A 13657-nucleotide genomic window follows, 5' to 3' on the forward strand; every position below is an offset into this window, starting at 1 on the left:
GCGCACAGGGCAGAAGGGTTAGCGTGCGAACAACAGTGCGCGCTTGACTTCCTGAATCGCCTTGGTCACCTGGATGCCACGAGGGCATGCGTCGGTGCAGTTGAAGGTGGTGCGGCAACGCCACACGCCTTCCTTGTCGTTCAGGATGTCGAGACGCTCGGCAGCGCCTTCGTCACGGCTGTCGAAGATGAAGCGGTGTGCGTTCACGATGGCAGCGGGACCGAAGTAGCTACCGTCGCTCCAGTACACGGGGCACGACGTGGTGCAGCAAGCGCACAGGATGCACTTGGTGGTGTCGTCGAAACGCGCACGGTCGTGAGCACTCTGGATGCGCTCGTTGGTCGGTGCGTTGCCCGTTGTGATGAGGAACGGCTTCACGGCGCGGAATGCGTCGAAGAAGGGTTCCATGTCAACGATGAGGTCCTTCTCGACCGGCAAGCCACGAATGGGCTCGATGGTGATGGTGACCGGCTTGCCGTCCTTGGGGAGCATGTCCTTCATCAGGATCTTGCACGCCAGGCGGTTGACACCGTTGATACGCATGGCATCGGAACCACAGACACCGTGTGCGCAGCTACGACGGAACGTGAGGGTGCCGTCGAGGTAGCCCTTCACGTACATCAGCAGGTTGAGCATGCGGTCGGTCGGCAGAGCCGGAACCTGGAAACTGTCCCAACGCTGGCCGTCGCCCGACTCGGGGTCCATTCGCGCGATCTTGAGAGTCACCATCACAGCGCCCTCGGGGACCGGGGGAAGCTTCGGTGCTTCTGTTGCGTTCTTCTCGAGGGTAGCCATCAGTACTTCCGCTCCATCGGCTCGTAGCGGGTCTGTACCACCGGCTTGTAGTCCAGACGGATGTCGGAGAGCAGGCCGTCGCCCTCCTTGTATGCCATCGTGTGCTTCATGTACTCGGCATCGTTGCGATCCGGGAAGTCCTCACGAGCGTGTCCGCCGCGTGATTCCTTACGGTTGAGCGCGCCGACGACGGTGACCTCTGCCATTTCGAGCAGGAAGCCCAGTTCGATGGCCTCGAGCAGGTCGCTGTTGTAGCGCTTGCCCTTGTCCTGAACCGTGATGTGGTTGTAACGCTCCTTGAGAGCACGCACATCCGCGAGGGCCTGGGTGAGGCGCTCTTCGGTACGGAACACAGATGCGTTGTTGTCCATCGACTGCTGGAGTTCGGTGCGGATGTCCGCAACGCGCTCGTGGCCGTGATCGGACAGGATGACGCCGACCCAGTCTTCGACCATGGTGGCCGGAGCTTCGGGCATGTCGACGAACTCGGTGGAGTTGGCGTACTCGGCGGCAGCGATGCCGGCGCGACGGCCGAACACGTTGATGTCGAGGAGCGAGTTGGTGCCGAGACGGTTTGCGCCGTGCACGGAGACGCAGGCGCATTCGCCGGCGGCGTACAGGCCCTTGACGACCTCGGTGTTGTTGCGCAGAACCTCACCGTTGATCTTGGTGGGGATGCCGCCCATGACGTAGTGGCACGTCGGGTAGACGGGCACGGGCTCCTTGACGGGGTCCACGCCGAGGTAGGTGCGCGAGAACTCCATGATGTCGGGGAGCTTCTCGTCGAGAACTTCCTCGGGGATGTGCGTCACGTCGATGTAGACGTAGTCCTTGTTGGGGCCGGCGCCGCGGCCTTCGAGGACCTCGAGAACCATCGAACGCGCGACGATGTCACGCGGAGCGAGGTCCTTGATGGTGGGGGCGTAGCGCTCCATGAAGCGCTCACCGTCGGCATTTCGGAGAATGCCGCCTTCACCACGAACGGCTTCCGAGATCAGGATGCCCAGACCAGCCAACCCTGTCGGGTGGAACTGGTGGAACTCCATGTCCTCGAGGGGGAGACCCTTGCGGAAGATGATGCCCATGCCGTCACCGGTGAGGGTGTGCGCGTTGGACGTCGTCTTGTACATGCGTCCCGAGCCGCCGGTCGCGAAGATGATCGACTTGGCGTGGAAGATGTGCAGCTCGCCGGTCGAGAGCTCGTAGGCGATGACGCCGGTAGCTACCGGGCCGTCCTCGGTCTCGGTGATGGCGATGTCGAGTGCATAGAACTCGTTGAAGAACTCGACGTCGTGCTTGACGCAGTTCTGGTAGAGAGTCTGCAGAATCATGTGGCCGGTGCGGTCGGCGGCGTAGCACGCACGGCGAACCGGGGCCTTACCGTGATCGCGGGTGTGGCCACCGAATCGACGCTGGTCGATCTTGCCTTCGGGTGTGCGGTTGAACGGCAGACCCATCTTCTCGAGGTCGAGCACCGCGTCGATGGCCTCTTTGGCCATGATCTCGACAGCATCCTGGTCGGCGAGGTAGTCGCCGCCCTTGACGGTGTCGAAGGTATGCCACTCCCAGTTGTCTTCCTCCACGTTCGCCAGTGCGGCGCACATGCCGCCCTGGGCCGCGCCGGTGTGGCTGCGGGTGGGGTAGAGCTTGGTCAGTACGGCCGTGCGGGCGCGGGGGCCTGCTTCGATGGCCGCTCGCATGCCGGCGCCGCCGGCACCGACGATGACCACGTCATAACGATGTTCCTGCATGAAGTCTGTGCTCCCCTAGCTCGCCGAGATATTGGGGTCGAAGGTGAAGATGACGTACGTGCCCAGGGCCATGATCAGAATCATCGAGATGACGAGGATCGTGGTCAGCCAGAAACGCGTCGAATCCTTGCGGGAGTAGTCCGCGATGACCGTGCGCAGGCCGTTGCCGCCGTGAAGCTGTGCCAGCCAGAGCATCGACAGGTCCCAGACCTGCCAGAACGGGCTGGACCAGCGGCCTGCAACGAATGCGAAGTTCAGACGGTGAACGCCACCGTCGAGCATCAGCATGATGAACATGTGGCCCAGGACCAGGACGATCAGGGCAACGCCGGAGAAGCGCATGAACAGCCATGCGTACAGCTCGAAGTTGCTCCGTGACTTGGCACGCGGGGACCGCGGGTTGTCCAAGCTTGCCGGACGGTCGTAAGAGGTACCCAGGGTCTTGGCTTCGGGTCCGTGAGTAGAAGTCGCCATGTCAGTGCTCCGCAAACATGTTGATGAGGATGCGTCCGGCGCCCGGGATCATCACCAGGAACCAGATCGCCAGAATGGTCCAGAGCATGACGCGCTGGTACTTCGGGCCCTTCGACCAGAAGTCCACGAGCATCACACGCACGCCGTTGAGGGCGTGATAGAGGACCACACCGACGAGACCGATCTCCATGAGACCGACAACGGGGTTCTTGTAGGTATCGATGACGGCGTCGTATGTATCGGGGTTGACCCGAACGAGCGCTGTATCGAGAACGTGTACGAATAGGAAGAAGAAAGTTGCGACGCCTGTGATCCGGTGTAGAACCCAGGACCACATTCCGGGGTCGCCCCGGTAAAGCGACCTCGTGCGCTCCTTCTGAGGAGCGGCTTCAGTCGTAGTACTCATCGAGTGCTGTGCCTCCAACGTCATTGGTGGACGCGTCGAGCTTGCAGAGAGCTTCGAGGTACTCAGCCCGGGCTCGACGGGGTCCTGAACCGACTTGACTCAGACTCTAAACCTATGTGAAACGGGGAACTAATCAGCCGTGGGATTCGTACACGCACCAAACCTTTTGTAAGGTTTGCCTTCCCAATGTCACTTTGGCAGTTCCGGTCCGCTTTCTGCATCCATTCAGTCAGCGTGATTGTATTACGGACCATGGGTGAAATTGACTGGGAGTTGTTGCGCGACAACGCGAGACAGGTGATGCGTCGGGCCTATGCCCCCTACTCCGGATTTAGGGTAGGTGCCGCTGCACTGGTAGACGATGGTCGAATCGTCTCCGGATGCAATGTGGAAAATGTCTCATACGGTTTGAGCCTGTGTGCGGAATGTGGACTGGTGAGTAACTTAGCCGCGACCGGCGGTGGACGGTTGATTGCCTTCTCCTGTTGTGATGTCGACGGCAAGATTTTGATGCCGTGCGGCCGCTGCCGGCAACTCCTGCTCGAGCACGGCGGGGGAGAACTCCTCGTCGACACATCTCGAGGGCCGAGACAGTTGGCAGAGTTGCTGCCTGAAGCATTCGGACCCGAACAAGCGGAAAGGCTTCGTCGTGTTTGACGCCGTCTCCATCATCAGGGCCAAGCGTGACGGGCTGGAACTCTCGGGCACGGAGATCGACTGGGTTGTGCAAGCGTTCACCGAGGGCGTTGTCCCGGACGAGCAGATGTCGGCTCTCGCCATGGCGATCTATTTCCGCGGAATGACTCGTTCGGAGACCAGTCGGTGGACCCGAGCGATGATCGAATCCGGCTCCGCGATGGACTTTTCGGACTTGCCCTGCCCGACCGTCGACAAACATTCCACCGGTGGTGTGGGGGACAAGATCACGCTTCCACTCGCGCCGCTCGTCGCGGCGTGTGGGTTGGCCGTGCCGCAGCTGTCCGGACGGGGACTCGGCCACGCGGGCGGAACTCTCGACAAACTCGAAGCAATTCCGGGGTGGCGAGCGGACCTGTCGACTGCCGAGATGGTCGAGATCCTGTCGGACCCGAAGATCGGGGCGGTCATCTGTGCGGCCGGTATGAATCTTGCTCCCGCAGACAAGAAGCTCTATGCACTCCGCGACGTGACCGGATCAGTGGAATCCATTCCGCTGATCGCGAGTTCGATCATGAGCAAGAAGATCGCCGAAGGTACCGGTGCCCTGGTGCTGGACGTGAAAGTCGGGTCCGGGGCGTACATGAAGGAACTCGTCGACGCACGAGAGTTGGCCCGCACCATGGTCGAACTGGGCAACGACGCCGGCGTACGGACAACGGCGTTCATCACCGAGATGGGCACCCCGCTGGGACTCACTGCCGGTAATGCACTCGAAGTTCGGGAGTCGGTGGAGGTACTGGCCGGCGGTGGACCGTCCGACGTCGTCGAGCTGACGCTTGCACTCGCCCGGGAAATGTTGTCCGCAGCCGGAATTGACGACGTCGACCCCGCGCAGAAATTGGCTGACGGGAGTGCGATGGATCGGTGGCGCGCCATGATTGCCGCGCAGGGCGGCGATCCGGGTGCGACGTTGCCGGTGGCCCGACACACCGAGGTGATTACCGCCGAGCGTGACGGCATCCTCACCCGAATGGATGCGATGGGCGTTGGCGTCGCAGCGTGGACACTGGGCGCGGGACGCGAGTTCCAGGGCCAGGTCGTGCAAGCCGGGGCCGGAGTACAGATGCACGCAAAGCCCGGGGACCGGGTACGTGCCGGCCAGCCATTGCTGACATTGCACACCGACACGCCCGAACGCTTCGACGCCGCCCGCCGGAGCCTGGACGGAAGTTGGGCGATCGGCGCCGCCGAGGACTTCGTTGAGGTGCCCTTGCTCATCGAGCGGATATCGGGCGAATCGGGTTAGCTTATGACGCATGAACGCACCGGTGTTGGACTCGATCCGTAGGGCGCCCAAAGTTCTACTCCACGACCACCTCGACGGTGGCTTACGGCCACAGACCGTTCTGGAACTTGCGGAACACCGTGGTTATCAGGATCTTCCCGCCCACACTGCTCCGGAACTTGCACACTGGTTCAGGACCGCAGCAGACAGCGGATCCCTCGAGTTGTACCTCGAAACCTTCGCGCACACCGTCGCTGTAATGCAGACGCCCGAAGGTTTGTCCCGGGTCGCACGCGAGTGCGCCGAGGACCTGGCCGATGACAACGTGGTGTACGCGGAAGTGCGGTTCGCGCCGGAACAACACCTCGAGCAAGGTCTGACTCTCGACGATGTGGTCGAGCACGTACTCGAAGGATTCCGGGCCGGGGAGTCCGCTGCCCGCGCGGTGGGCCGGGAGATCCGGATCGGGTGTCTGCTGACTGCGATGCGTCACGCGGCACGCTCACGGGAAATCGCCGAACTTGCCGTGCGGTTCCGGGACCGCGGTGTGGTGGGATTCGACATTGCCGGCGCGGAAGCCGGGAACCCGCCGAGCCGTCACCTCGACGCCTTCGAGTACATGCGTGATGCCAACGCTCACTTCACGATCCACGCTGGTGAAGCCTTCGGATTGCCGTCGATTCATGAGGCCATCGCATTTTGTGGCGCCGACAGGCTGGGGCACGGGGTACGGATCGTCGACGACGTTTCTGCGGCAGACGACGGAAACCACAAACTCGGTAGGCTCGCGAACTACGTGCGCGACATGCGAATTCCGTTGGAGTTGTGCCCGACGTCCAATGTTCAGACCGGAGTGGTCGCGGCGTTGGCCGACCATCCGTTCGGGCTATTGGCTGACCTACGTTTCCGCGTCACCGTCAACACCGACAACCGACTCATGAGTGATACCAGCATGAGTCGGGAAATGGCGGCGTTGGTGGACACCTTCGGTTACGGCTGGGTCGACCTCGAGCGTTTCACGATCAACGCCATGAAATCAGCGTTCCTGCCGTTCGATCAGCGACTTGCCCTGATCGACGACGTCATCAAGCCCGGTTACGCGGTGTTGATCGGGTAACCGGGCCTGATCGGTAGGTCAGGCCTTGCGCACTTGACTGCTTGCAGGTCAGGCCTTGCGCAGTCGGGCTTCGAACTCGCGATCGAGGGTGCGCCAGGCTTCGGATTCGATGACGAACGGCGGGTTGGGTGCCATTCGTGAGGGGTCGGGATTGAGGAGGTACGAGACGTACCAGCCTAGTTCCGTGGAACCGGCCAAGGCTGAGTCGACGGAGTCGTCGCTCGCGAATTCTGCTGCATCGGTGAATAATTCGACTGCCAGTTCGAGTTGCTCGGCGTCGACGGCCCCGGGGCCCTCGGCCAGGTCGTCGGCAATGCCGGGCAGTACGTAGACGTTTTCGTCGGTGACCTCGATCTCGAGGGAACCGTCCACGGCGGCGTTCTGGATCTCGCCGTAGGTGGCAACCTGCGCCAGATCGTGTTCGTGGTTGTCGGCCAGGTACCGGGCGAGGCTGCGCTCGGACGTGAAGACCGTGATCAGTCCGTTCTGTCCGAGGAAGACTGCGCGATCATTCAGGTAGCAGCGCAGGGTGTAAAGCGTGTCGGCCGACGTGATGATGCGGACCGGATCAACGCCGACGGAGGCCCAGAAAGAGTCGTCGAAGTCGTCGTCTTCCTCTTCCTCGTCGAATTCTTCGTCTTCGCTCTCGTCGGCAACGTCGTCGGCATCAACGGTGTTCTCGGCAGCAGCGAGGAGTTCGGCTTCGGCAACAGCGACGGCGGCAGCATCGACATCGGGCGACTTGACCACAGTGTCGATGGCGTCGAGCACCTTGTCCCAGTCCTTGGCGATGGCAGCCCCGACCTGATCCCACACTTCGAGACCTTCACGGCCTTCGAATGTGCCGGCGCCGGTGGCGAGTGCACTCAGGATCGGGTGTCCACTGAAGAATCGGATGACCGGGTCGAGGTCGCAGACCTCACCGATGTTGCGGGCCATGTTGAGGGTCTCGTCGAGCTCTGCGACGACCAACGATTCAGGGTCACCGGCAGCAAGCTCAGGCACACCCACAAAATCGAAGGTGAAGTTCTCTTCCGGTTCGAGTTCCGCTGCAGAGAGGCCTGATACGACACTCCACGCGGGATGGTCGACCAAGTCGTTGTCGGTATCGGTGCGGATGAACGCTGCGAGTTCAGCGACCGACGCGAACCCGTAGAGGTCTTCCTCGTGACCGAGGAAAGCCTCCCACTCTTCGTCTCCCTCACGCCACCGTGGCGCCCACAAAGTGACGAGGTCTCCGTTGGTGAGCCCGATTTCGATAGGGACGATGTCTCCAGCCATGGGCGGAAGCCTATCCATCGAACCGCCGTAGGGACAGCGCGGGTAGCTCACACCTCGCCGAGTGAGCTGTGGAGCCGGTTCATGAGGCGCTCGCGTTCGATCCCGCTGCGGTGAACAGCCTCGTGGATGGTGGCAATTGTCAGAGCGGCCACTGCGCGGGAGTCCATCGCCGTCACTGCATCCGTGATGGTCAGTCCGACCAGCGTGCCGGTGCCGTTCACACAGGCCACGACGGCGCCGTCGGCACTGGACGCGGTTGTTCGGATAGCGTCGACGTCACCCACCGCGTCCTGCATGAGCCCGCACTGACTTTTGGCGCGTTCCATGATTCGGTCCATCTCGTTCATATCGCACGCATCCATGTCGTCGGGGCATCGGCAGCTTGTTCCGCGGCGTCCTGTGCCTCGGCGAGTTGCTCTCGGGTAGCGAGCCCGAGGGCGGTCAAGATGGCGTCAGGAACGCCGTTTCCTTCCAATTCGATGCGGTGTCGGGCACCGGCTTCGAGTCCGGCTCGACTCGCGAGAGCCAGGATGTTCCGAGCCAGATGAGACCCGCCGTACCGCAGTTCGTCCTGATGGATTCGGAGGTCGATCGGAACGGCCTGCTCGGTAGCTCGAAGGGCGATGGTGCCGCTGCGATTTGCGGCAACGGCAGTGATGGCGGTTGGCTGATGTCCAGGTGAATTCTGCATGTCCCTACTCATTCGGTCGGTCGGTAGAAGCCGTGAAAGCCCATGCCGATGTTGGAAGTTCGGACCGGACTGACGCTCACGGGGTCGCCGGCTTCGACCATCTGGCCGTTACCGATCACCATGGCGACGTGGCCGTCCCAGACTGCGAGGTCACCGGGCAGGAGATTGTTCTGATCGACCGGACTGCCGATGCTCTGTTCCTGAGCCAGTCGCGGAATATCGATTCCGGCTTGGCCGTACGCCCATTGCGTCAGCCCGCTGCAATCCAGGCCGACGCCCGGTGTTGTTCCGCCCCACGCGTACGGAACGCCTTGTTGCGTGAGGGCATTGCGTACCGCGGCTGCAGCCTCGGCGTTGGGGGCCGAAGCAACGGTTCCGTCGGGAAGGTCGATTTGGAGTCCGGCATCCGAACTTCGTGATGTTATGAGGGCGTCGACACTCGGTGCTGTGCCGGTAGCGCCGCTTCCCGACGCGAGGTCAGGAATCGCTACCGACGGAACCAACTCGGACATCTTGTCGGTGGATCCCGAGAGGTCGCCGCGCATCCTCTCGACAACCGAGATCGCTCGACCGAGATGTTCGAATGCGGCCGAAACAAGCATCAACTGGCCAGGCGGGGTCATCAATGACGGGCCGGCTTGCACTGCGAGCGTGAGAAACGACTGAAGGATGTTGTTCAGTTCGTTGACACCGGACGACACCGTTGTTGTCGCTTCGTCGACAATTCCGGCTATCGACGTCCCTCGATCGGTCAGGGCGCGAGTGGATGCCTGCGTCTGCTCGGTCATTGCGCTCGCCGCAGTCATTCCGGCAGTGGATGTTCCGCCGCCGGCAAGTTCGCCGAGCGCGGCGGAGCCCAATTGGTATGCGATTTCCAGGACATCCGACGCGATGCGGATCCCGACGTCGGGGCCGTTGGAGTCCGTGACTCCACTTCCCAGCGTCTGCAACAGGTCGATGATCGGCCGGGCCAGTGCTTCGACGGGGATCATGTTCGCGCCGCTTCTGCGATGGTCCGGCGAACTGTTTCGTCGGTTCCCCGGTAGAGGTCCTGGGCGTCGAATGTGGCTGCCGAGACGCTGGAAATGACGGCAGTGAGCCGGTCGAGGTCGTCGACGTGAGTCCGTTGCGCGTCCCCGGTGACACGAACGAAGTCTTCGGCGATCAACCCCAGGACTGCATTGAGTCCGGTGTGGTTGTTGCGGGCAGCGTCGGCCCGTGCCTGGGCAATGGTGTCGGCGACGATGCCCAGTCGTGAGCCGAACTCTGAAATATCCTCGGTATGAGCTACAAAATTGTCCAACTTCTCTTCCCCCCGTTGCGCGTACTCCCTTTCTTGGACGCTGCCGACGGGCCGGAGGTTCCCGTCTCGGGATGTGGTCAGCGCCGGAGGTTCCCGTCTCGGGATGTGGTCAGCGCAGTCGTTTGCTGAGCAACTATCCTTCTAGTCATGCAAACGCACGTGGTCGACCATCCGCTGGCAGCGGCCCTCCTGACGACAATGCGTGATGCGCGCAGCGACAACTCGACATTCCGGTCGGCACTGCGTCGACTCACACACATGCTTGTCTACGAGGCAATGCGCGACGCCGAGGTCGAGGAATTCCCCGTTGACACCCCGGTCGCAGCGACGACGGGTATCCGTCTGGCGAAGCCCCCGCTGCTGGTCCCGGTTCTTCGTGCGGGTCTGGGCATGGTTGAGCAGGCCAGTGCTTTGATTCCGTCTGCTGGTGTCGGCTTTGTCGGTATGGCGCGGGACGAAGTGACCCATGAGCCGGTGCCCTACTTGGAATCGTTGCCTGCCGACCTGTCGGGAATCCCGGTATTCGTTCTCGACCCGATGCTGGCGACCGGCGGATCGATGGTGCACACAATCGATCTGCTCGTCGCTCGCGGCGCTACCGATGTGACTGCGGTGTGCGTCGTCGCGGCGCCGCGCGGTGTCGACGCTCTGGCCGCGTCGGGTCATCCGGTGCGTCTGGTGTTGGCCAGTATCGACGACGGACTGGACGAGAACGCCTTTATCGTTCCGGGCCTCGGTGACGCGGGCGATCGGCAGTTCGGACCGCGCTGAGCGGCTGCTTTTACAGATTCATCGCGAAGGCCCGGAGCTTTTCAGCCCGGGCCTTTGCTGCTGCCTGGGCTTCGGCGAGCTCACTGCGATTGTTCACCGGAATCACGACTTCGAGATAAAACTTGAGTTTGGGCTCGGTTCCGGACGGGCGGACGACGACGCGCGTCGTAGCTCCGGTGAAGACCATCGCGTCGGTGTGAAGGGGCGATTCGGGGAGGAAAAGGTCTTCGACTACAACCTTTTCGCCGGCCAGTTCGACTGGCGGGTTGGCTCGTAGCCTGCGCATCCTTGCGCTGATGTCAGCCACCCTGCGTGAAACCTGGTCCCCGTGGTGATAGCCGAACTCGAGGGCGTAATCGCCCAGCACATCGAGCAACGTTCTGTTGGTTTCGGCAAGCGTGGCAACCAGATCGGAGACTAGGACGGCAGCGGAAATGCCGTCCTTGTCTCGGACGACGTCGGGGTCGACGCAGTGTCCGATGGCCTCTTCGTAGGCGTAGACGAGGCCGTCGCCGGCTCGGGTCAGCCATTTGAAACCGGTGAGGGTGCACGCGAACCGCGCTCCGCGCGCCGGCGCCAGTTTCGACAGTAATGTCGACGACACAATTGTTGTTGCTACCAAAGAGTTTGGTGGTGCGATGGAGACAACGTGATCGGCGAGGAGTACTCCGGTTTCATCTCCGCGGAGCATTCGCCACCCTTCGCTGTCTCGGATCCCGACGGCGCAGCGGTCGGCGTCGGGATCGAGGGCGATCGCGAGGTCCGCGTTCACCTTCTCGGCGAGTGCCAAAACCGCATCGGCGACGCCGGGTTCTTCGGGATTGGGAAATGTGACGGTCGGGAAATTCGGATCGGGGTCGAATTGTTCTGCTACGACGTGTATGTCGGTGAAACCGGCCGCCTGAAGTGCCGAAAGCGCAGTTTCCCCACCGACGCCGTGTAAGGGGGTGAGTGCGATCCGGATGTTGCGGGCAGATCCATGCGGGAGTGCCGCGACACGGCTTACATATTGCTCGACGAGGGTGTTGTCGGCTGACTTCACCGCGGTTCTCGGCACGTCCGACGCACCGCCGACTCGAGTGATTGCGCTTTCGATTTCGCGGTCGGCCGGTGAAACAAGCTGGGATCCGCCGTCGAGGTACACCTTGTAGCCGTTATCTGTCGCCGGGTTGTGTGAGGCGGTGATCTGAATTCCGGCGGAGGCAGCGAGCCTGCGAACCGCAAAAGCCACAACGGGCGTGGGAAGTGGACGGGGGAGGAGTATCACTTCGAATCCGGCCGCAGCAAGAACTTCGGCGGCAGCAGTAGCGAATGCTTCGGAACCGTGGCGGGCGTCGCGGCCGACGACGACGCGGGATCCGCCGTGGCCGTGCGCGCTCAGCCAAGATCCGAGTCCGGCGGTGGTGCGGATGACGACGGCAAGGTTCATGCCATGAGTGCCGGCGCGTACCGGCCCGCGCAATCCGGCCGTGCCAAATGTCAGCGGTGACGAAAACCGTTCGGCTAGTTCAGTTTCCGTCAATCTTTCCAGTTCTTCCTGGCTGGCCGGATCGGGATCCGAGTTGATCCAGTCCTGTACCGCCTTGTTCACAGTTCACTGACCAATTGGTGCAGCAGCTTTCCCACTCGGGCGGCAGATGCCTTGCCGGCGGCCAGCACTTCTTGATGGTCGAGCGGGGCGCCGGTGATTCCGGCGGCGAGGTTGGTAACCATGGATATTCCGAGAACCCGCGCCCCGAGTGCGCGGGCCGCGATTGTTTCGTGAACCGTCGACATGCCCACGAGGTCGGCGCCGAGTGTGCGCAGCATCCGGATTTCCGCCGGGGTTTCGTAGTGCGGACCGGGAAGTCCGGCGTACACACCGTCGGCAAGATCGGGATCGATGGACCGGGCCAAGTCTCGAAGTTCGGGGGAGTAGGCGTCGACGAGGTCGACGAATTCCGCTCCGACCAGCGGTGATCGGGCGGTCAGGTTGAGGTGGTCACTGATCAGAACGGGCTGTCCGACGGTGTAGTCCTCCCGGATTCCGCCGGCTGCATTGGTCAAGATGACGGTGTCGACGCCGGCTGCAATTGCAGTGCGGACGGGGTGGACGACGACGCCGAGGTCGTGGCCCTCGTACGCGTGTGCACGGCCGAGGAGGAGCAGCACGTTGGTGTTGCCGACGGTGACCGTGCGGATGGTGCCGATGTGGCCCAGAGCGGACGGCGGGGCAAAGCCGGGGAGGTCGGCCATCGACACTTCGGCGGTGGGCTCACCGAACTGGTCGGCGGCGTCGGTCCATCCGGATCCGAGGACTACGGCGACGGTCGGCGACGGGCTTCCCGTCATGGCGGACAGAGCGGCAGCAGCGGCTTCGGCGATCGTTCCCATGTGAGCAACCCTACTGGCGAGTCGGGTCGGTTCGTAGAGTGTGTTCTGGGGCGTTAGTCTCCCATCCATGCCTTATCTCGAACGCGACGGCGACGTATTCATCCTGTACCTCGGCAACGAGGGCGAAACGGACAACGAGAACCGCTTCAGTCCCGAGTGGATCGACGCGGTGCACAGCAAGCTTGACGAGGTCGAGGCGCACGAGGGCCCGGCCGCGCTGGTGACCACGGCAACGGGCAAGTTCTACACGAACGGCCTGGACACGACGTGGATCTTCTCCAACGCCGACGGTCTGCCGGGATACCTGGACAAGGTGCACGCCATCTACAGCCGTCTCCTGGCCTTCCCGATGGCGACTGTGGCCGCAGTCCAGGGTCATGCATTCGGTGCCGGTGCAATGTTCGCGACGGCTCACGACTTCCAGATCATGCGCAGCGATCGCGGTTTCTACTGCTTGCCCGAGGTCAGCTTGAACATGCCGTTCACCGTGGGAATGTCCGCGCTCCTCAACGGCCGCCTACCCAAGCAGACTGCTGTCGAGGCCATGACGACCGGCCGTCGTTTCGGAGGCGTCGACGCGCTTGCTGCCGGAATTGTCTCGGAGACTGTGGACGGTGAGGCAGTGCTCGCGGCAGCCGTTGCCAAGGCCGCTGCGCTGACCGCGACGCACGGTAAGAACCTGGCCGGAATCAAGGCCGGAATTCATCGTGACGTGTTGGCTGATCTTGGACGGGTGACTGACAAGAGCAACTTCTCGTTCGGGTGAGACAA

Annotated in this window: 16 protein-coding genes; 5 read left to right on the plus strand and 11 right to left on the minus strand. The window is 62.5% G+C overall.

The window, feature by feature from the left end; translation table 11 throughout:
- Window positions 1-18 precede the first annotated feature (18 nt).
- The 4 genes from QM600_RS05765 to sdhC are packed head-to-tail and all read right to left on the minus strand — an operon-like array spanning window position 19 to window position 3426.
- Window positions 19-795 carry a succinate dehydrogenase iron-sulfur subunit gene (locus QM600_RS05765; RefSeq protein WP_283260509.1) on the minus strand — a complete coding sequence of 259 codons (777 nt, stop codon included), beginning with the start codon at window positions 793-795 and terminating at the stop codon, window positions 19-21.
- Window positions 795-2546: a succinate dehydrogenase flavoprotein subunit gene (gene sdhA, locus QM600_RS05770; protein ID WP_094272015.1), complete on the minus strand. Its 1752-nt coding sequence runs from the start codon at window positions 2544-2546 to the stop codon at window positions 795-797. The genes QM600_RS05765 and sdhA overlap by 1 nt, the downstream gene beginning before the upstream one ends.
- A gap of 15 nt (window positions 2547-2561) precedes the next feature.
- Window positions 2562-3020, minus strand: coding sequence for a succinate dehydrogenase hydrophobic membrane anchor subunit (locus tag QM600_RS05775; RefSeq protein ID WP_094272016.1), 459 nt, complete (start codon window positions 3018-3020; stop codon window positions 2562-2564).
- Between the two features lies 1 nt (window position 3021).
- Complete coding sequence (gene sdhC, locus QM600_RS05780; RefSeq protein WP_072782401.1) at window positions 3022-3426, minus strand: succinate dehydrogenase, cytochrome b556 subunit; 405 nt, start codon at window positions 3424-3426, stop codon at window positions 3022-3024.
- A gap of 252 nt (window positions 3427-3678) precedes the next feature.
- On the opposite strand from sdhC, the gene QM600_RS05785 reads away from it, so the two are divergent.
- Genes QM600_RS05785 through QM600_RS05795 form a run of 3 tightly spaced genes read left to right on the plus strand, consistent with a single transcriptional unit; the run spans window position 3679 to window position 6467 of the window.
- The gene (locus QM600_RS05785) at window positions 3679-4083 is read left to right on the plus strand and encodes a cytidine deaminase (RefSeq protein ID WP_283260603.1); all 405 of its coding nucleotides are present in this window, start codon (window positions 3679-3681) and stop codon (window positions 4081-4083) included.
- Window positions 4076-5371, plus strand: a complete 1296-nt coding sequence (locus QM600_RS05790) for a thymidine phosphorylase (protein WP_283260510.1) — start codon at window positions 4076-4078, stop codon at window positions 5369-5371. The genes QM600_RS05785 and QM600_RS05790 overlap by 8 nt, the downstream gene beginning before the upstream one ends.
- A 10-nt stretch (window positions 5372-5381) precedes the next feature.
- Window positions 5382-6467, plus strand: a complete 1086-nt coding sequence (locus QM600_RS05795; protein ID WP_283260511.1) for an adenosine deaminase — start codon at window positions 5382-5384, stop codon at window positions 6465-6467.
- A 48-nt stretch (window positions 6468-6515) separates the two neighbouring features.
- Here the strand turns inward: QM600_RS05795 and QM600_RS05800 are convergent, their stop codons facing one another.
- Genes QM600_RS05800 through QM600_RS05820 form a run of 5 tightly spaced genes read right to left on the minus strand, consistent with a single transcriptional unit; the run spans window position 6516 to window position 9742 of the window.
- Window positions 6516-7748 carry a SatS C-terminal domain-containing protein gene (locus QM600_RS05800; protein WP_283260512.1) on the minus strand — a complete coding sequence of 411 codons (1233 nt, stop codon included), beginning with the start codon at window positions 7746-7748 and terminating at the stop codon, window positions 6516-6518.
- A gap of 47 nt (window positions 7749-7795) precedes the next feature.
- Window positions 7796-8095, minus strand: a complete 300-nt coding sequence (locus QM600_RS05805) for a YbaB/EbfC family nucleoid-associated protein (RefSeq protein WP_283260513.1) — start codon at window positions 8093-8095, stop codon at window positions 7796-7798.
- Window positions 8092-8439, minus strand: a complete 348-nt coding sequence (locus tag QM600_RS05810; protein WP_283260514.1) for a hypothetical protein — start codon at window positions 8437-8439, stop codon at window positions 8092-8094. The genes QM600_RS05805 and QM600_RS05810 overlap by 4 nt, the downstream gene beginning before the upstream one ends.
- 8 nt (window positions 8440-8447) lie before the next feature.
- Window positions 8448-9431: a C40 family peptidase gene (locus tag QM600_RS05815; RefSeq protein ID WP_283260515.1), complete on the minus strand. Its 984-nt coding sequence runs from the start codon at window positions 9429-9431 to the stop codon at window positions 8448-8450.
- The gene (locus tag QM600_RS05820) at window positions 9428-9742 is read right to left on the minus strand and encodes a type VII secretion target (RefSeq protein ID WP_283260516.1); all 315 of its coding nucleotides are present in this window, start codon (window positions 9740-9742) and stop codon (window positions 9428-9430) included. The genes QM600_RS05815 and QM600_RS05820 overlap by 4 nt, the downstream gene beginning before the upstream one ends.
- A 147-nt stretch (window positions 9743-9889) precedes the next feature.
- On the opposite strand from QM600_RS05820, the gene upp reads away from it, so the two are divergent.
- Entirely contained in the window at window positions 9890-10513 is a 624-nt protein-coding gene (gene upp, locus QM600_RS05825; RefSeq protein ID WP_283260517.1) for a uracil phosphoribosyltransferase, read from the plus strand.
- Between the two features lie 10 nt (window positions 10514-10523).
- Here the strand turns inward: upp and QM600_RS05830 are convergent, their stop codons facing one another.
- Together QM600_RS05830 and QM600_RS05835 are read right to left on the minus strand one after the other, a co-directional pair.
- Window positions 10524-12104, minus strand: a complete 1581-nt coding sequence (locus QM600_RS05830; protein WP_283260518.1) for a phospho-sugar mutase — start codon at window positions 12102-12104, stop codon at window positions 10524-10526.
- Window positions 12101-12886 (minus strand): purine-nucleoside phosphorylase, encoded by a 786-nt coding sequence (locus QM600_RS05835; RefSeq protein ID WP_283260519.1) that lies wholly within the window; start codon window positions 12884-12886, stop codon window positions 12101-12103. Before QM600_RS05835 ends, QM600_RS05830 begins: the two co-directional genes overlap by 4 nt.
- A 67-nt stretch (window positions 12887-12953) precedes the next feature.
- Between QM600_RS05835 and QM600_RS05840 the strand changes: the two genes are divergently transcribed.
- Window positions 12954-13652, plus strand: a complete 699-nt coding sequence (locus tag QM600_RS05840; protein WP_283260520.1) for an enoyl-CoA hydratase/isomerase family protein — start codon at window positions 12954-12956, stop codon at window positions 13650-13652.
- The last annotated feature ends 5 nt before the right edge of the window (window positions 13653-13657 follow it).

Source organism: Rhodococcus sp. IEGM 1379, assembly GCF_030056815.1.
In the GTDB taxonomy this organism is placed as follows: domain Bacteria; phylum Actinomycetota; class Actinomycetes; order Mycobacteriales; family Mycobacteriaceae; genus Rhodococcus_F.